The 17,658-nt window shown below is 59.6% G+C and carries 17 protein-coding genes; 7 read left to right on the forward strand and 10 right to left on the reverse strand.

Translation table 11 applies throughout. The annotated features are described in order from the left end of the window. Positions 1-4 precede the first annotated feature (4 nt). From gatB to AC1DVF_RS21555, 4 genes are all read left to right on the forward strand, one after another. Complete coding sequence (gatB, locus tag AC1DVF_RS21540; protein WP_099757997.1) at positions 5-1,450, forward strand: Asp-tRNA(Asn)/Glu-tRNA(Gln) amidotransferase subunit GatB; 1,446 nt, start codon at positions 5-7, stop codon at positions 1,448-1,450. Positions 1,451-1,518: 68 nt separating this feature from the next. Continuing rightward, complete coding sequence (locus tag AC1DVF_RS21545; RefSeq protein ID WP_477783107.1) at positions 1,519-1,881, forward strand: septal ring lytic transglycosylase RlpA family protein; 363 nt, start codon at positions 1,519-1,521, stop codon at positions 1,879-1,881. A 46-nt stretch (positions 1,882-1,927) separates the two neighbouring features. After that, a complete protein-coding gene (locus tag AC1DVF_RS21550) occupies positions 1,928-2,989 on the forward strand; it encodes a calcium/sodium antiporter (protein WP_460130796.1) in 1,062 nt (353 codons plus the stop codon). Beyond that, the gene (locus AC1DVF_RS21555) at positions 2,986-3,366 is read left to right on the forward strand and encodes a carboxymuconolactone decarboxylase family protein (RefSeq protein ID WP_093435910.1); all 381 of its coding nucleotides are present in this window, start codon (positions 2,986-2,988) and stop codon (positions 3,364-3,366) included. Before AC1DVF_RS21550 ends, AC1DVF_RS21555 begins: the two co-directional genes overlap by 4 nt. A 108-nt stretch (positions 3,367-3,474) precedes the next feature. Here AC1DVF_RS21555 and AC1DVF_RS21560 read toward each other — a convergent pair whose 3' ends face one another. The 5 genes from AC1DVF_RS21560 to kdgD form a co-directional block, all read right to left on the reverse strand. After that, on the reverse strand, positions 3,475-4,416 hold the full coding sequence (locus AC1DVF_RS21560) for an AEC family transporter (protein WP_186624814.1): 942 nt from the start codon (positions 4,414-4,416) through the stop codon (positions 3,475-3,477). Positions 4,417-4,677: 261 nt separating this feature from the next. Further along, complete coding sequence (gene garD / locus AC1DVF_RS21565; RefSeq protein ID WP_034154460.1) at positions 4,678-6,231, reverse strand: galactarate dehydratase; 1,554 nt, start codon at positions 6,229-6,231, stop codon at positions 4,678-4,680. 11 nt (positions 6,232-6,242) lie between these two features. Next, entirely contained in the window at positions 6,243-7,607 is a 1,365-nt protein-coding gene (locus tag AC1DVF_RS21570) for an MFS transporter (RefSeq protein ID WP_034154459.1), read from the reverse strand. 100 nt (positions 7,608-7,707) lie between these two features. Beyond that, positions 7,708-9,153 carry an aldehyde dehydrogenase family protein gene (locus AC1DVF_RS21575; protein WP_099757994.1) on the reverse strand — a complete coding sequence of 482 codons (1,446 nt, stop codon included), beginning with the start codon at positions 9,151-9,153 and terminating at the stop codon, positions 7,708-7,710. A gap of 75 nt (positions 9,154-9,228) precedes the next feature. After that, on the reverse strand, positions 9,229-10,140 hold the full coding sequence (gene kdgD / locus AC1DVF_RS21580; RefSeq protein WP_093435890.1) for a 5-dehydro-4-deoxyglucarate dehydratase: 912 nt from the start codon (positions 10,138-10,140) through the stop codon (positions 9,229-9,231). A 296-nt stretch (positions 10,141-10,436) separates the two neighbouring features. Between kdgD and AC1DVF_RS21585 the strand changes: the two genes are divergently transcribed. Both AC1DVF_RS21585 and AC1DVF_RS21590 read left to right on the forward strand, forming a co-directional pair. Then, entirely contained in the window at positions 10,437-10,817 is a 381-nt protein-coding gene (locus tag AC1DVF_RS21585) for a hypothetical protein (RefSeq protein ID WP_460089872.1), read from the forward strand. Between the two features lie 152 nt (positions 10,818-10,969). Then, on the forward strand, positions 10,970-11,326 hold the full coding sequence (locus AC1DVF_RS21590; RefSeq protein WP_477783108.1) for a hypothetical protein: 357 nt from the start codon (positions 10,970-10,972) through the stop codon (positions 11,324-11,326). Between the two features lie 3 nt (positions 11,327-11,329). Here AC1DVF_RS21590 and AC1DVF_RS21595 read toward each other — a convergent pair whose 3' ends face one another. The 4 genes from AC1DVF_RS21595 to AC1DVF_RS21610 form a co-directional block, all read right to left on the reverse strand. Then, positions 11,330-12,079 (reverse strand): FadR/GntR family transcriptional regulator, encoded by a 750-nt coding sequence (locus AC1DVF_RS21595; RefSeq protein WP_175559635.1) that lies wholly within the window; start codon positions 12,077-12,079, stop codon positions 11,330-11,332. A 189-nt stretch (positions 12,080-12,268) separates the two neighbouring features. Further along, entirely contained in the window at positions 12,269-13,996 is a 1,728-nt protein-coding gene (locus AC1DVF_RS21600) for an ABC transporter ATP-binding protein/permease (RefSeq protein WP_186624812.1), read from the reverse strand. Between the two features lie 96 nt (positions 13,997-14,092). Further along, positions 14,093-14,653 (reverse strand): response regulator transcription factor, encoded by a 561-nt coding sequence (locus AC1DVF_RS21605; RefSeq protein ID WP_003221630.1) that lies wholly within the window; start codon positions 14,651-14,653, stop codon positions 14,093-14,095. After that, complete coding sequence (locus AC1DVF_RS21610; RefSeq protein ID WP_477783109.1) at positions 14,646-15,908, reverse strand: ATP-binding protein; 1,263 nt, start codon at positions 15,906-15,908, stop codon at positions 14,646-14,648. The genes AC1DVF_RS21605 and AC1DVF_RS21610 overlap by 8 nt, the downstream gene beginning before the upstream one ends. A gap of 314 nt (positions 15,909-16,222) precedes the next feature. On the opposite strand from AC1DVF_RS21610, the gene AC1DVF_RS21615 reads away from it, so the two are divergent. Further along, positions 16,223-16,939: an SIMPL domain-containing protein gene (locus tag AC1DVF_RS21615; protein ID WP_016984326.1), complete on the forward strand. Its 717-nt coding sequence runs from the start codon at positions 16,223-16,225 to the stop codon at positions 16,937-16,939. A gap of 171 nt (positions 16,940-17,110) precedes the next feature. Here AC1DVF_RS21615 and AC1DVF_RS21620 read toward each other — a convergent pair whose 3' ends face one another. Next, entirely contained in the window at positions 17,111-17,467 is a 357-nt protein-coding gene (locus AC1DVF_RS21620; protein WP_099757991.1) for a DUF6124 family protein, read from the reverse strand. Positions 17,468-17,658 lie beyond the last annotated feature (191 nt).

Below are 17,658 nucleotides of genomic sequence, written 5' to 3' on the forward strand. Positions count from 1 at the left end.
ACACATGCAATGGGAAGTCGTGATCGGGCTGGAGATTCACACTCAGCTCACTACCCGGTCGAAAATCTTTTCCGGTAGTTCCACCACATTCGGTTCCGAGCCGAACACCCAGGCCAGCCTGATCGATCTGGGCATGCCTGGCGTGTTGCCGGTGCTGAACCAGGAAGCGGTGCGCATGGCGGTGATGTTCGGTCTGGCGATTGACGCCGAGATCGGTCAGCACAACGTGTTCGCCCGTAAAAACTACTTCTACCCGGACCTGCCGAAGGGCTACCAGATCAGCCAGATGGAATTGCCGATCGTCGGCAAGGGCCACCTGGACATCGCCCTGGAAGACGGCACGGTCAAGCGTGTTGGCATCACCCGCGCGCACCTGGAAGAAGACGCCGGCAAGAGCCTGCACGAAGAATTCAACGGTGCCACCGGCATCGACCTGAACCGTGCCGGCACACCGCTGCTGGAAATCGTCTCCGAGCCGGACATGCGCAGCGCCAAGGAAGCCGTGGCTTACGTCAAGGCGATCCACGCACTGGTGCGTTACCTGGGTATTTGCGACGGCAACATGGCCGAAGGTTCGCTGCGTTGCGACTGCAACGTATCGGTACGCCCGAAAGGTCAGGTTGAGTTCGGCACGCGCTGCGAGATCAAGAACGTCAACTCGTTCCGCTTCATCGAGAAGGCAATCAACACCGAGATCCAGCGTCAGATCGAGCTGATCGAAGACGGCGGCAAAGTGATCCAGCAGACCCGTCTGTACGATCCAAACAAGGACGAGACCCGTCCGATGCGTTCGAAAGAGGAAGCCAACGACTACCGTTACTTCCCCGATCCGGACCTGCTGCCCGTAGTCATCGAAGAGTCGTTCCTCGGCGAGGTGCGCGCCACCCTGCCGGAACTGCCACCGCAGAAACGCGAGCGCTTCCAGAGCCAGTTCGGTCTGTCGGCCTACGACGCCAACGTGCTGGCCACCAGCCGTGAGCAAGCGGACTACTTCGAGAAAGTTGCAGCCATCGGCGGCGACGCGAAACTGGCGGCGAACTGGGTGATGGTCGAGTTGGGCAGCCTGCTCAACAAGCAAGGCGTGGACATCGACGAGTCGCCGGTTTCCGCTGAACTGCTGGGCGGCATGCTGCAGCGCATCAAGGACAACACCATCTCCGGCAAGATCGCCAAAGTGGTGTTCGAAGCGATGGCCAACGGTGAAGGCAGCGCGGACGAAATCATCGAGAAACGTGGCCTGAAACAGGTTACCGACAGCGGCGCGATCTCTGCAGTGCTGGACGAAATGCTCGCGGCCAACGCCGAGCAGGTTGAACAGTATCGTGCGGCGGATGAAGCCAAACGCGGCAAGATGTTCGGCTTCTTTGTCGGTCAGGCGATGAAAGCGTCGAAAGGCAAAGCCAACCCGCAGCAAGTGAACGAACTGCTGAAAAGCAAGCTCGAAGGCTGATGAAAATGGAGCCAGACAAACAGCCTGGCTCCATCCCCTGTAGGAGTGAGCCTGCTCGCGATAGCGATTTGACAGTCACTTTTCCGGTGTCTGACATTGCGCTATCGGCCAGTACCGATATCATCGACCCGCACGGTTACGACCAGACCGGTGTCGCCTCTTATTACGGTGCCAAGCACCACGGTAAACGGACCGCCAGTGGCGAGCCGTTCAACCAGAATTCCCTGACCGCCGCCCACCGCCAGCTACCCTTTGGCACACGGGTGAAGGTCACCAACCTGAAAAACGATGAATCCGTTGTGGTCCGCATCAACGACCGTGGCCCGCATACCCGTGGACGCCTGATCGATGTGTCCCGCGAGGCCGCCGAACAACTCGGCATGCTGCGCAGCGGCACCGCGCGGGTTCGCGTGCAGGCCCTCGACGACTGATGGAGCGCTGACCATTTTCGGATTAGCCGATTTACCCCTGATCAGCGTGATCGAACTGCTCGCTGGCCTGTGCCTGCTGATCTTCGGCGCCGAACTGATGGTGCGCGCAGCGGTACGTCTGGCAGCACGCCTGCATGTGCGACCGCTGATCATCGGCCTGACCATCGTCGCCCTCGGCAGCAGCGCACCGCAAATGGCCGTGAGCCTGCAAGCGGCGCTGGCGCATAACCCGGACATCGCCGTCGGCAGTGTGGTCGGCAGCAGCATCTTCAACATCCTTGTCACCCTCGGGCTTTCCGCGCTGATCATTCCTCTGCGCGTCTCGCGGCAACTGGTGCGCCTGGATATTCCGCTGATGATCGGTGCCAGCCTGCTGGTATTCGTGCTGGCATGGAATGAAGAGATCGGGCGCTTCGACGGCATCCTGTTGTTGGCGGCTTTGGCGCTGTATCTCGGTTTACTGCTGCGCCAGTCACGGCATTCGACGCGACCGCATTCGGAACATCCTGAAACGGCGCATGCCTCGTGGTTCAGCAGCCTGTTGATGATCGTTATCGGTCTGGCGATGCTGGTGTTTGCCGGGCATCTGCTGCTGGGCGCCGCTGTCGTGGTGGCCACCGACCTGGGATTCTCCGAGCGAGTGATTGGCCTGACTGTGGTCGCCGTCGGCACGTCGCTGCCGGAACTGGCTACGTCATTGATCGCAGCCTTGCGCGGACAACGCGACATCGCCGTCGGCAACGTGATCGGCGCCAACCTGTTCAACCTGCTCGGGGTGCTCGGCCTGACCGCATTGATCGCACCGACGCCGCTGTCGGTGTCCCCGAACGCGCTGGATTTCGACCTGCCGGTGATGCTCGGCGTCGCCGCACTGTGCCTGCCGGTGTTCTATTCCGGCTACCGCGTGACGCGCGCCGAAGGTTTGCTGTTGCTCGGTTTGTACCTGGCGTACGGGCTGCACGTGGTGTCGTTCACCACCGGCATGCCGCTGGCCGGCAAGCTTGAGCGGCTGATGCTGTTTTATGTCTTGCCGACGCTGTTGACGTTTCTGCTGTTCACGTCGATCCGCGCCTGGCGCCGCCAACACCACAAGAGGGATATGCCATGACCGAATCGAAGAAGTCCGGGGTTGAAGTCCGCCGCCAGGTAATGGGCGATGCGTTTGTTGATCGCGCGCTGGGCAACGCCACCGAGTTCACCCAGCCGTTGCAGGATTTCGTCAATGAACATGCCTGGGGTGGCGTGTGGAATCGCGAAGGCCTGCCGCTGAAAACCCGCAGTTTGATCACACTCGCGGCGTTGACGGCGTTGAAGTGCCCGCAAGAGTTGAAAGGCCACGTGCGCGGCGCGCTGAACAATGGCTGCACGGTCGACGAGATTCGTGAGGCGCTGCTGCATTGCGCAGTGTATGCCGGCGTGCCGGCGGCGATCGATGCGTTTCGTGCAGCTCAGGAAGTGATCGATACCTACCAGAAGCCTGTGTGATTGAACTGACGCCTTCGCGAGCAAGCTCGCTCCCACATTGGAATGCATTTCAAATGTGGGAGCGAGCTTGCTCGCGAAGAGGCCCGGGAGAGCAACCCAAGATTCAGGCTAGATCCACCCACCCCATTGCAAAACAAAGATCCCGATATTGGTGGTAATCGCCGCCATCAACGTGGTCAACACAATGATCGCCGCCGCCAGCTCATGATTGCCCTGCGCCGCCCGGGCCATGACAAAACTCGCCGCCGCCGTCGGGCTGCCGAAGTACAGAAACAGAATCCCCAGCTCCGCCCCGCGAAAGCCCCACAACCACGCCCCCAGCGTCGCCAGCACCGGTAGACCGATCATCTTCACCAGGCTGGAACTGAGCGCCATGCTACCGCTCTTGCGCAATGCCGCCAGCGACAACGTGCCGCCAATGCAGATCAGCGCCAATGGCAAGGTGGTCTGCGCCAGATACTGACCTGAGGTCTCCAGCCAGCCCGGCAAACCGATCTTGAAATAGGCAAAAGGCGCGGCGGCAATCACGCTGATGATCAGCGGATTGCTGAACACGCTTTTGCAGATGCTCCACGGATCGGACTTGATCACCGGGCTGTATACCGCCAGGACAATGGTCGACAGGGTGTTGTAGAAAAGGATCACCAGCGCCGCGAGAATCGCCCCGAGGGAAATCCCGTAATCGCCGTACATGCTCGCCGCCAGTGCCAGACCGATCACACCGTTATTGCCGCGAAACGCGCCTTGGGTGTAGATACCGCGATCTTCACGCGGGCATTTGAAAATCGCCCAGCCCCAGGCCAGGGCAAAACTCACCAGCGTGGCGAGAGAAAAGTAGATCAGCAGGGACGGTTGCAACGCGGCGTGCAGGTCGGCATGCAGAATGCCGAGGAACAGCAGCGCCGGCATGGTGACGTTGAACACCAGCGACGAGGCCGTGTGGATGAAGTTGTCGTTGATCCAGTCGATGCGCTTGAGCAGCACACCGAGAAACAGCATGGCAAACACCGGCGCGGTGATGTTCAGGGTTTCGAGGAAGATTGCCAGCATGCCGGGGAGCCTTGGGTGAGCGTCGTTAGGGGGCTAATGATAAGCCAAAAGCTTGAAAAGCCCCTCACCCTAACCCTCTCCCCGAGGGAGAGGGGACTGACCGAGGTGTCTTGTGTCATACATCGACCTGCAAGACCGAGTCGATTATGGATTCGGCAAAGCACTTTCAGGTAGATGTACTTCTTAAATATTCCCGGATCGGCCCCCTCTCCCTCCGGGAGAGGGCTGGGGTGAGGGTAGCTTTGCCCTCCCCCCAAACCATCAAGTAATCGGCGCCGGATTGAACAACGTAATGTCGTTATGCAGCTTGTGCTTCTCCGCCCACGTCTGCTGCTTGCCGCTCGCCACATCCAGGTAATAGTGAAACAACTCCCAACCCAACTCCTCGATGGTCGCCCGCCCGGTAGCAATTCGCCCGGCGTCGATATCGATCAAATCAGGCCAACGCTGCGCCAGCTCCGTACGCGTAGAGACCTTCACCACTGGCGCCATCGCCAACCCATACGGCGTACCCCGCCCGGTGGTGAACACATGCAGGTTCATCCCCGCCGCCAACTGCAACGTCCCACAAACAAAATCACTGGCCGGCGTCGCGCAGAAAATCAGCCCCTTCTGCTTGAACCGCTCGCCCGGGCCGAGTACGCCATTAATCGCACTGCTACCGGACTTGACGATCGACCCCAGCGACTTCTCGACAATGTTCGACAGCCCGCCCTTCTTGTTGCCGGGCGTGGTATTGGCGCTACGATCCGCTTCACCCTTGGCCAGGTATCGGTCGTACCAGTCCATCTCGCGCACCAGTTCCTCGGCGACGGTTTTGCTTTCGGCGCGCGATGTCAGCAGGTAAATCGCATCGCGCACTTCGGTGACTTCGGAAAACATCACCGTCGCCCCTGCCCGCAACAGCAAATCCGAGGCGTAGCCCAGCGCCGGGTTGGCGGTGATTCCGGAAAACGCATCGCTGCCGCCGCACTGCATACCCAGGATCAACTCGGAGGCCGGCACGGTTTCGCGGCGGCGCTGGTCGAGCTTCTTCAAACGGACTTCGGCCAGCGCCATGATCTGCTCGATCATCTCGGTGAAACCGTGACTGGAATCCTGCAAGCGATACAGCCATGGATCGCTGAGATCCACCGAAGCATCGTCCTCGTGCATGACCTGCCCGGCCTGCAACTTCTCGCAGCCCAGACTGATCACCAGCGCTTCACCACCGAGGTTCGGGTTGCGCGCCAGGTTGCGCACGGTACGAATCGGGATGTAGGCGTCAGTGGCAGTGATCGCCACGCCGCAGCCATAACTGTGAGTCAGCGCCACCACGTCATCGACATGCGGGTACTTCGGCAGCAGTTCTTCCTTGATGCGTTTCACCGCGTGATCGAGCACGCCGGTGACGCACTGCACCGTGGTGGTAATGCCGAGAATATTGCGCGTGCCGACGGTACCGTCAGCGTTGCGATAACCCTCGAACGTGAAGCCTTCCAGCGGTGCCTGCGCGTCCGGCACCTCGGTGGACAGCGGCAGGCTGTCCAGCGGCGGCGCGGTCGGCATGCGCAGTTGATCTTCCTTGACCCAACTGCCACGGCGAATCGGCTGCAACGCGTAGCCAATCACCTGACCGTAGCGAATCACCTGGCCGCCCTCGGGAATATCTTCGAGGGTGACCTTGTGGCTCTGCGGCACAAATTCCAGCGTCACCAGGCCATCGGCAAACTCAGTGCCGGCCGGTGCGCCCTGGTCGTTGACCACAACCACCACATTGTCCCGCTCGTGCAGGCGGATGTGGCGCGGCGAGTCGGAATGTTCAATCAACTGCATGACGCCGCTCCTCAGGAATGCGCTTGAGACAATTTACCGGTGGCTTCAGTACCGCCATTGGTTGGCGGCTCTTTGAGGACCACGCGTTTGATCGGGCCAACGATGACCAGGTAGCTGAACACCGCCACCAGTGCGTTGGCACCGACAAACACCAGCGCCCATTTGAACGAGCCAGTGGAGCTGATGATGTAGCCAATCACGATCGGCGTGGTAATCGAAGCGATGTTGCCGAAAGTGTTGAACAGGCCACCGCTCAGGCCGGCGATCTGTTTTGGCGAAGTGTCGGAGACCACTGCCCAACCGAGTGCGCCAACGCCTTTGCCGAAGAAGGCCAGAGCCATGAAGCCAACCACCATCCATTCCACATCAACATAGTTGCAGGCGACGATACTGCTGGAAACCAGCAGGCCAGCGATGATCGGTGCCTTGCGGGCGAAGGTCAGCGAGTGGCCTTTGCGCAGCAGGTAATCGGAAATTACCCCGCCGAGCACGCCGCCGATAAAGCCGCAGATGGCCGGCAACGAGGCGATGAAACCGGCCTTGAGAATGGTCATGCCACGCTCTTGCACCAGGTACACCGGAAACCAGGTCAGAAAGAAATAGGTGATGCCGTTGATGCAGTATTGACCCAGATACACACCGAGCATCATGCGGTTGGTCAGCAACTGACGGATGTAATCCCATTTCGGACCATCGGCTTTTTTGCCTTGCTTGACGTCCATGTCGACCATGCCGCCGTTGTCGGCAATGAACTGCACTTCCGCTTCGTTGGCCAGCGGGTGTTGACGCGGGCTGTGGATAACCTTCAGCCAGATGCCAGAGAAGACGATGCCGAACACGCCCATGACGATAAACACGTGTTCCCAGCCGAAGGAGTAAACGATCCAGCCCATGAGCGGAGCGAACAACACGGTGGCAAAGTATTGCGCCGAGTTGAAGATCGCCGAAGCCGTACCGCGCTCGGCGGTCGGGAACCATGCCGCCACGATGCGCGCATTACCGGGGAACGACGGCGCTTCAGCCAGACCGACCAGAAAGCGCAGCATGAACAGCGCAACGATCGCCGTGGACATGCCGAACTCACCGACAAAGCCTTGCAGCACGGTGAACAGCGACCAGGTGAAAATGCTCAGGGCATAGACTTTTTTCGAGCCGAAGCGATCGAGCAGCCAGCCACCGGGGATTTGCCCGGCCACGTAGGCCCAACCGAATGCGGAGAAGATATAGCCGAGGGTAACCGCGTCAATGCCCAGATCTTTTTGCAGGCTGGAGCCGGCGATGGCGATCGTGGCGCGGTCGGCGTAGTTGATCGTGGTCACCAGAAACAGCATGAGCAGGATCAAATAGCGGACGTGAGTCGGCTTGGACGATTGCATGTAGATGTACTCCCACTGATTATTTTTATGCGCGGGTGAATCTTCTTTGGTCTTCCCTGTAGGAGCTGCCGAAGGCTGCTCCTACAGGGGTATTGCCTTATCAGGAACCGATGTAACTGGTCTTCACGACCGTGTAGAACTCTTGCGCATAACGGCCTTGCTCACGTGAGCCATAGGATGAACCTTTACGGCCACCGAACGGAACGTGGTAATCGACGCCAGCGGTCGGCAAATTGACCATCACCATCCCGGCCTGCGAGTGACGCTTGAAGTGGTTGGCGTACTTCAGCGAGGTGGTCGCAATACCCGCCGACAGACCGAACTCGGTGTCGTTGGCCATCGCCAGCGCCGCGTCGTAATCAGCCACGCGAACGATGTTGGCCACCGGGCCAAAGATTTCTTCGCGGCTGATGCGCATCGACGCTTCACTGTCGGCAAACAGCGTTGGCGCGAGGAAGTAGCCTTCGGTGTCGCAGGTCACCAGACCGCCGCCGCTGACCAGACGCGCACCTTCGGACTGGCCGATGTCGATGTACTTCATGTCCTGTTCCAGCTGCGCTTGCGAAACCACTGGACCAATATCGGTACCGGATTTCAGCGCGTGGCCGACCTTGATCGACTTCATGCGCTCGGCCATGGCTTCAACGAACTTGTCGTGAATCCCGGCAGTGACGATCAAGCGGCTGGAAGCCGTGCAACGCTGACCGGTGGAGTAGAACGCGCTCTGCACCGACAGCTCGACCGCTTGTTTGAGGTCGGCGTCGTCGAGAATGATCTGCGGGTTCTTGCCGCCCATTTCCAGCTGCACTTTCGCCTGACGCGACACGCAGTTAACGGCGATCTGACGACCCACGCCGACAGAACCGGTGAAGCTGATGCCGTCGACTTTCGGGCTCTGCACCAACGCATCGCCAACCACGCGACCGCTGCCCATCACTAGGTTGAACACGCCAGCCGGGAAGCCGGCGCGGGAGATGATTTCCGCCAATGCCCAGGCACAACCCGGTACCAGATCGGCCGGCTTCAACACCACGCAGTTGCCGTAGGCCAGGGCCGGGGCGATTTTCCACGCAGGAATCGCGATCGGGAAGTTCCACGGGGTGATCAGACCGACCACGCCCAGCGCTTCGCGAGTCACTTCAACGTTGACGCCCGGGCGCACCGACGGCACGTAGTCGCCGGACAAGCGCAGGCATTCACCGGCGAAGAATTTGAAGATGTTGCCGGCGCGGGTCACTTCACCGATGGCTTCAGGCAGGGTCTTGCCCTCTTCCCGGGCCAGCAGGGTGCCGAGCTCTTCGCGACGGGCGAGAATTTCGCTGCCGACTTTATCCAGCGAATCGTGGCGGGCCTGAATGCCCGAAGTCGAGTACGCCGGGAACGCGGCGCGGGCGGCGTCGATGGCGGCGTGAACCTGAGTCAGATCAGCCTTGGCGTAGTCGCCGATGGTGTCACTCAGTTCCGAAGGGTTGATGTTGGCCGAGTAGTCGGCACCGGCAATCCATTCACCGTTGATGTAGTTGTCGTAGCGTTTTGCAGTTGTCACAGGGGCAGCCCTCACATCTCAAAGCCTTCACGCAAAAAGCCGCTGATTGCTCAGCGGCCTCGCTTTTATCGGGTGTTACTGCGCACCTTGCTTGTCGATCAGCGCGGCGAGCATTTCGTACTCTTCGCCAGTCAGATCGGTCAGCGGCGCCCGCACCGGGCCTGCGTCATAGCCGGCGATTTTCGCGCCTGCCTTGACGATGCTCACGGCGTAACCGGCCTTGCGGTTGCGGATGTCGAGGTAAGGCAGGAAGAAGTCGTCGATGATCTTACCGACAGTGGCGTGATCTTCACGGGCGATCGCGTGGTAGAAGTCCATCGCGGTTTTCGGGATGAAGTTGAACACCGCCGAGGAGTAAACCGGCACGCCCAGCGCCTTGTAGGCAGCGGCGTAGACTTCGGCGGTCGGCAGACCACCCAGGTAGCTGAAGCGATCACCGAGGCGGCGACGGATCGACACCATCAACTCGATATCACCCAGGCCGTCCTTGTAGCCGATCAGGTTCGGGCAGCGCTCGGCCAGACGTTCCAGCAGCGGCGCGTTGAGGCGGCAAACGTTGCGGTTGTAGACGACCACGCCGATGTTGACCGATTTACACACGGCTTCAACGTGAGCAGCAACACCGTCCTGGCTGGCTTCGGTCAGGTAGTGCGGCAGCAGCAACAGGCCTTTGGCGCCCAGACGCTCGGCTTCCTGAGCGTATTCGATGGCCTGACGGGTCGAACCACCGACACCGGCGAGGATCGGCACGCTGGTTTCGCAAGTGTCGACGGCAGTCTTGATGATTTCCGAGTATTCGCTGGCGGCCAGGGAGAAGAACTCACCGGTGCCGCCGGCGGCGAACAAGGCTGAAGCGCCATACGGAGCCAGCCATTCCAGGCGTTTGATGTAGCCCGCGCGGTTGAAATCGCCCTGCGCGTTGAAATCGGTCACCGGGAAGGACAGCAGGCCGGCAGAGAGGATGGACTTCAGTTCTTGTGGATTCATTATTCGAACACCCTGGTAGCAACGTTTTTTGTGATTGGTCCGTTCAGCCTTCGCTGAAGTTGTAGGTCATCGTACAACTTAAAAGATAACCGTCAACTGCATTTCATCGTTGTGGGTGGTTTTTTGTCGGACAAAAGTGTTTAAGCCAAATGGCGAATCAGCGTAAAGGCCTGTTTTTACTGGGCTACATTGCAGAAATGTCTGGTCAAGATTCGTTTACTGAGCGCAGCTACCACGCCGGGTAAGGTGCGACGACTGCCACGAAGGATCGTGGCGGACCACCGAAGGAAACCGAAATGTCCACGAATTACGCTGCCCCGACCCTTTCGCAAATCGCCGCATCGTCCTCCGACATCCTCACGCTTCAGCTATCGACACTGCCCGATGTGTTGACCGCACTCGTCCCGGATTCCAGCGACTTCCCGGCGAACTGGAGCGTTTACCCGATTCTCGGCGACGACCCGCAAGAGCCGGAATGGGCAGGCGAAGAAGTGAACACCGGCACTTGGGACGATGCTGAAGACGAGATGGAAAAACTGACGGGGATCGAGTTGCAGTTGCCTAAAGAAGTGCTCCGTCCGTACCTGAACAGGGAGATTGAACTGCGCTACAAGTTTTGCGATGAGTCGAGTATGGAGCCGTTTTCGGAGGTGTTGAGGTTGCGGATTGAGGGCTGAACCTTGTCGTGCGGGAGCGGTTACCGTTCGTCGGAACTGGTATTTCTTACAGGTGTGTAAGAGGGCTTCGCGCTTCTTAAATAGAAGCGCGCGGGTGACATCAATGCGCCGGCGCCTTCGATAACCTAAAGCTCAATAGACGGATCTTGACCATGAACGCACAAACTCAAACCTTGCCAGCCCCGACTCTCAAGCAAGCCGAAAACGGCACAGTCCGCATTAGCCAACTTTCCGACCCGACAGATGCCGAAGTACCTAACGGCCATGGCGCGTTGGCAGGAGACCAAATCGAGTTGTTCCTCAAGAGAACTCAAGGGACTTCCTGGACTAGCGGAGCAATCGCTATTACTCATCAACATGTCGGGAAGCCCATTGCGTTTGCGATCCCGAAGAGTGCGTTTGCAGTAGGTGCGGTAGCGGGTGAACAAGCCACCTTAACGTACAAAATCACCAAACCGTCTGGTATTGAAGTGATCTCTTCTCAAGCCAAATTCAAACTGGAGCCTTAACCCTCAGCCCCGCTGCGCCTGCGCCTCTTCATGAGCCTGGCGCAGTCTTTCACGGCTGTTGGTCAGGTGCAGACGCATCGCCGCACGCGCTGCATCGGAATCCTGACGGGCAATCGCGTCGTAGATTTCTTCGTGCTCACGGCTCAGGCGGCTCATGTAGTGCTGCTGATCATCATGGGCCAGGCGTGCCGAATTCAGCCGCGTACGCGGAATGATGCTGGTGCCCAGGTGGGTCATGATGTCGGTGAAGTAACGGTTGCCGGTGGACAGCGCGATTTCCAGATGGAAGGCAAAGTCCGAAGCAACAGCATCACTGGCATGGGCAGCGCTTTCGTTGAGCGCATCAAGGGCGGCGCGCATGGTCGCCAGTTGCTCGGCGCTGCGACGTTGCGCGGCAAGGCCGGCAGATTCGACTTCGAGGCTGATGCGCAATTCGAGAATCGCCAGAACATCACGCAGGGTGACGACAGTGGCCGGGTCGATGCGGAAACCACTCGGGCTTGGCGTGTCGAGCACAAACGTGCCGATGCCGTGGCGGGTCTCAACTTGACCGGCCGCCTGCAAACGGGAAATCGCCTCGCGCACCACGGTGCGGCTAACGCCATGGGCTTCCATGATCGCCGACTCGGTAGGCAGTTTGTCACCGCGCTTGAGCAGGCCATCGCGGATCTGCTCGCTCAGCACCGTCACCAGTTCCTGGGCCAGGCTGCGGCGCTTGCGCGGGAGACGCGGGGTGTCGATCAGGTTTTCCATGGTGTGCATCTTGTCTCGAAAATTCGGCTTGGGGCATGATAGCTCAAGCGGGTTGTACGATCACTGGCCTGTTCAAATCGCTTTATGTAGGAGTGAGCCTGCTCGCGATGACGTCCGCACATTCAGCATCAATGTGACTGACCCAACGCTATCGCGAGCAGGCTCACGCCTACAGGGGTTTAACGGTGATCAGGCGGTCACGGTCTGTTCAACCAAATGGCCGCTGTCGATCCGCACGTGCCGTGGATGGAAGCGTTTCAAGCTGCTGCGATGGCCAACGCTGACAATGCTCAGCCCCGGCAACTGATCGATCAGCGCCTGATAAAGCGTCGCTTCATCCTCTTCATCCATCGCCGAAGTCGCCTCATCCATGTACAGCCACTGCGGTGCGTAAAGCAACGCACGGGCGAAAGCCAGTCGTTGCTGCTCACCCGGCGAGAGCATGCGTTGCCAGTGATTGGCCTCGTCCAGTCGCCCAATCAGATGCGGCAAGCGGCAGGCTTCCAGCACTTGTGCATAACGCTCCGGCGCGTAACTGTCGCCCGGCTGTGGATAACTCAACGCCTCGCGCAGAGTGCCGATCGGCAGATACGGTTTCTGCGGCAGGAACAGATACCGCGCCGCCGGCAAACGAATATTGCCGTGCCCCGCGGGCCACAAATGCCCCATCGCCCGCAGCAACGTCGACTTGCCGCTGCCAGAACGGCCGCTGAGCATCACCCGCTCACCGGGTTCCACAGTCATGTCGGCACTGGTCAACAGATGGCGACCATCGGCCAGATCCAGACCGAGGTTGTGCACTTTCAATTCGCTGCCCTGATTCTGCACATCGATGGCCGGGGTGCGTTCTTCGTTGTTGCTCATCGCATTGCGGAAACTCAGCAACCGGTCACACGTAGCGCGCCACTCTGCCAGATCCTGATAAGCACTGATGAACCAGCTGAAGTTCTCTTGCACATTGCCGAAGGCCGAGTTGATTTGCATCAGCTCACCGAGTTCGATTTTGCCGCTGAAGTACCGTGGGGCCGCCACCATGAACGGAAAAATGATCGCGATCTGCCCATAACCCGAGGTAAAAAACGTCAGCCGCTTGGACACCCGCATGATGTCCCAGAAATTGTGCCAGACCAGCCCGAAACGGTTACTCAGGCGCCGGTTTTCATTCGGCTCGCCGTTGTACAAGGCGATACTCTCTGCATTCTCGCGAACCCGCACCATCGAGAAACGCAGGTCGGCTTCAAAACGTTGCTGGTTGTTGTTCAAACCGATCAGACGCCTGCCAATCAAATGCGTCAGCCAACTACCAATCACCGCGTACACCAATGCACACCAGAACATGTAACCGGGAACAGTGAAACCGAACACCTCAATGCTTCCGGAAACGCCCCACAGAATGATCGAGAACGACACCAGACTGACGACTGTGCGGATCAGCCCCAAGCCAAGGGCCAGTGTGTTGGCCGTGAATTTATTAAGGTCTTCGGAGATCCGCTGGTCGGGGTTATCGGTATAGCCACCCTGCTCCAGCTGGTAGTAGTTCTTGTGCTCCAGCCACCGGGTGAAATGCTTTTCGGTGAGCCAGGCACGCCAGCGGATGGTCAGCATTTGCGTCAGATACTGGCGATACACGGAGCCGAGAATCGCCACCGCCGCGATACCGCAGAAATACAGGATCAACTGCCAGAAGGCCGCCTCGTCCTTCTTCTGCAAGGCGTTGTAAAAATCCTTGTACCAACTGTTGAGCCACACCGCGATCCATACGCTGAACAGCGTAAGCGCGATCACGGCAATCAGCAGCGTCCAGGCCTTGCCCTTCTCTTCGCTGCGCCAGTAAGGCGTGATCATCGCCCAAACCTTGCGAAAAAACTGCCCGCGCACAGCATCGTTGACCGCGGAATATTCAGCGTTCTGATTCATGGATAAGGCTCGAAATAGGAAAGAACAGACACGCACCGATCATAGATGATCGGTGCGTTTTATCGCGAGGGCTGGCGATAGTCGTTCAGCGCAGGTTCAGCGACGAACCGGGCGCTTCTGCAGTTTGCGCTGCAGGGTGCGGCGGTGCATGCCCAAGGCGCGGGCAGTGGCGGAGATGTTGCCTTCGTGCTCGGTGAGCACGCGCTGGATGTGTTCCCACTGCAGGCGGTCGACCGACATCGGGTTTTCCGGCACCAGACTGTCGAGGTCGGCGTGTTCGGACAGCAGCGCGGCCAGCACGTCGTCGGCATCGGCGGGTTTGCACAGGTAATTGCAGGCGCCGCGCTTGATCGCTTCGACCGCGGTGGCAATGCTCGAGTAACCGGTGAGGATCACCACGCGCATTTCCGGGTCCAGCTCCAGCAGTTTGGGCAGCAGCACCAGGCCGGAGTCGCCGTCCATTTTCAGGTCGAGCGCTGCGTAATCAGGCAGGTCTGCCTGGGCGATGGTCAGGCCTTCTTCGGCAGAACCTGCGGTGCTGACGCGAAAGCCACGGCGAGCCATGGCACGGGCCATTACTCGGGTGAACGTTGCGTCGTCATCGACCAGCAGCAAATGCGGCAGCTCTTCGCCTTCGACTTGGATTTCGTCACTCATGTTGGTCTCCTCGGGCGCCGTGGGGCAGGCGCAGCTCGGTGAGCGTGCCGCCTTCCTCATGACTATAGAGTTTCACTGAGCCGCCGGCGCGTGTCACGCTGGCCTTGCTCAAAAACAGGCCCAGGCCGAAACCTTTGCCCTTGGTGGTAAAAAACGGTTTGCCGATCTGTTCGGCGATGGCCAGCGGCACACCGGCGCCGTGGTCACGAATGCTGATGGTCACGGTTTCCACGTCCCAGTCCAGGGTCACCTTGAGGTTTTCCGGGCAGGCGTCGGCGGCGTTGTTGAGCAGATTCAGCAAGGCCTGGGTCAGATCCGGCGGCGGCGCCATGCGCGGCACGGTGCCTTGGCCGAGACGGTGGAAGCGATAACTGGCCTCCGGACGCATCAGGTGCCAGCGGTTCAGCGCTTCGTCGAGCCAGTCGGTGACGTCCTGCATCTCGACAGCCAGACGCCGGTTGGCCTCGGCGGCCCGCACCAGTTGCTGCAAGGTCTCCTTGCAGAGTTTGACCTGATCCTGCAGCACCTTCAGATCATCCTGCAGCATCGGGTCGGGATGGTCCTGCTGCATTTCCTTGAGCAACACGCTCATGGTCGCCAACGGCGTGCCGAGTTCATGGGCAGCGCCAGCGGCCTGGGTGGCGACGGCGAGCAGTTGCTGATCGCGCAGGCCTTCTTCACGGCGAATCGCGCGTAATTCTTCCTGACGGCGCAGCTCCTCGGCCATGCGTGCGGCGAAGAAGGTGATCACCGCAGCGGCCAGCGCAAAGCTCAGCCACATGCCGTAGATCTGCAGGTTCTCGCGGGCCACCGGCAGGGTTTCCAGCGGATAGAAACGCGTCAGCATCACGGTGTACAGCGCCAATGCGATACCGGAGAGAACTACCGAATAACGCCACGGCAGCGTCACGGCAGCGATGGTCAGCGGCACCAGGTAGTAGGAAACAAACGGGTTGGTCGAACCACCGGAGAAGTACAGCAGCGCACTGTGGATCACCAGATCACAGGCCAGTTGCAGCGCATATTCGAGTTCGGTCACCGGCCACGAAGTGCGCAAACGCACGGCAGTGAACACGCAAAGCAGCGTCGAGCAGCCAAGGGTCATCGCCAGTTGCACCCACGGCAACGGCAACAATTGCAGCCAGTAGGCCAGGCCAACGGAGCCAGCCTGCGCGGCGAGCACCAGGGTGCGGATGAAAGTCAGCCGCCAGAGGTTCTGGCGAGTGGCGGATGTCAGTTGTACGGGGGCGAGCATGAGCTCTCCTGATGAGCGCTCCAGGCGGATCGCACGGAGTATAACCAAGCCGCGCCCTTGAGAGGCGAAAGTGCGGCAAACGACCACATGGCGAAAATATTTGCGGCGGCTATAAGAACGCCTTCGCGAGCAGGCTCGCTCCCACAGGGGAACGCATTCAAAGGTGGGAGCGAGCCTGCTCGCGAAGGGCTGCGCAGCAGCCCCGGCCATCTGTATAGAAGTTGTAACTGGGCGAACCGGATCATAAAAGCTAGAGTCTGATGGTTTCACGCAGGCCCCCGAACCATCACCTGCGCCCTCATCAAGGAGCTTTCATGCACACATTTCGCCGCAGCGCCGCCCTTCTCGCCCTGACCGTCGGCAGCATCGCCAGCCTTCCGGCCCTGGCCGCCGATGAGCTGCACTACAACCAGATTTCCCTGCGCGCCGAAGTCAGCACGGAAGTCGCCCGCGACCTGATGATCGTCACCCTCTACACCGAAGAGCAAAACACCGACCCGGCCAAACTCGCCGCCGACGTCAGCACCACCATGAACAAGGCCTTGGCCCAGGCCAAGCAAGTCAAAGACATCACCCTGCGCCAGGGTAGCCGCAACAGTTACCCGATCTACGACACCAAAGGCCAGAAAATCACCGGCTGGCGTGAGCGCGCGGAACTGCGTCTGGAAAGCGCCGACTTCGCCGCCCTGTCCAAACTCACCGGCGAACTGCTGGGCGACCTGAAAATGGGCGGCATGGACTTCGCCATCGCCGACCCGACCCGCAAATCCAGTGAAGACCAGTTGCTCAAAGAAGCAGTGACCGCCTTCAAGGCCCGCGCCCAACTGGCCACCGACGCACTGGGCGGCAAGGGTTACAAAATCGTCAACCTGAACCTCAACAGCAACGGTTATCCACAACCGTACCTGCGCGCACCGATGATGATGAAAGCGGCGGCGATGGATTCGGCGCCAGTGACGCCGGAAGTTGAAGCGGGCACCAGCCAGGTGAGCATGACGGCAGATGGCTCGATTGAAGTGTTGATGCAGTGATTTGATTTGCGCTGAATGAAAAACCGCCGATCGGTGAATGATCGGCGGTTTTTTTGTGCCTGGGATTTGCTGTGGATGAACCACCGTCTTCGCGAGCAAGCTCGCTCCCACAGTTTGAAATGCATTCCACCTGTGGGAGCGAGCTTGCTCGCGAAGAACGATAACGCGGTCTCAGGTCTGTGGATCAACCCGATCCAGCGCCCGATTCACCGCCAGCTCGGCCAGCATGATGATCTGCTGAATCGCCAACGCCGTATTGCGCTCGGGCCGGCCCAGTTGATCGGCAAAGTTACCGGTTAACGTGTTCGCCGACGCCAGTGACTCACAGGCATGCGCCAGCAGGCTTTCGGTGTCGATGTTCGGCTGGATCAGGAACATCGTGCTGGGCTGCCGGGGTTTGACCGGGTCGGGGCTGAGGTAGAAATCCAGGGCGCGTTTGATGGCTTCGCGGGTTTTGATCTGGTCTTCGGCGCGGATGGCGTCTTCGAGTGGGGTATCGAGGGGTGGGTCAGGTATCAATTTATCCATGGAAAATTTCCTTATGAACTGACGCCATTCATTTCCGATCTCACTCGAGAAATGAGGTGGCAACTATGCACGGAGTGAGATTACCGGTAAGGAAACCAACCCGGCCGGACAAAAGTCCGCCCGTACATAGCCGCCATAAAAACTGCTGACAGCATGAGCTGGCGGCGATTATGGAGGGGCTTGTGCAGGTT

It is taken from the genome of Pseudomonas sp. P4_D7, assembly GCF_056401755.1.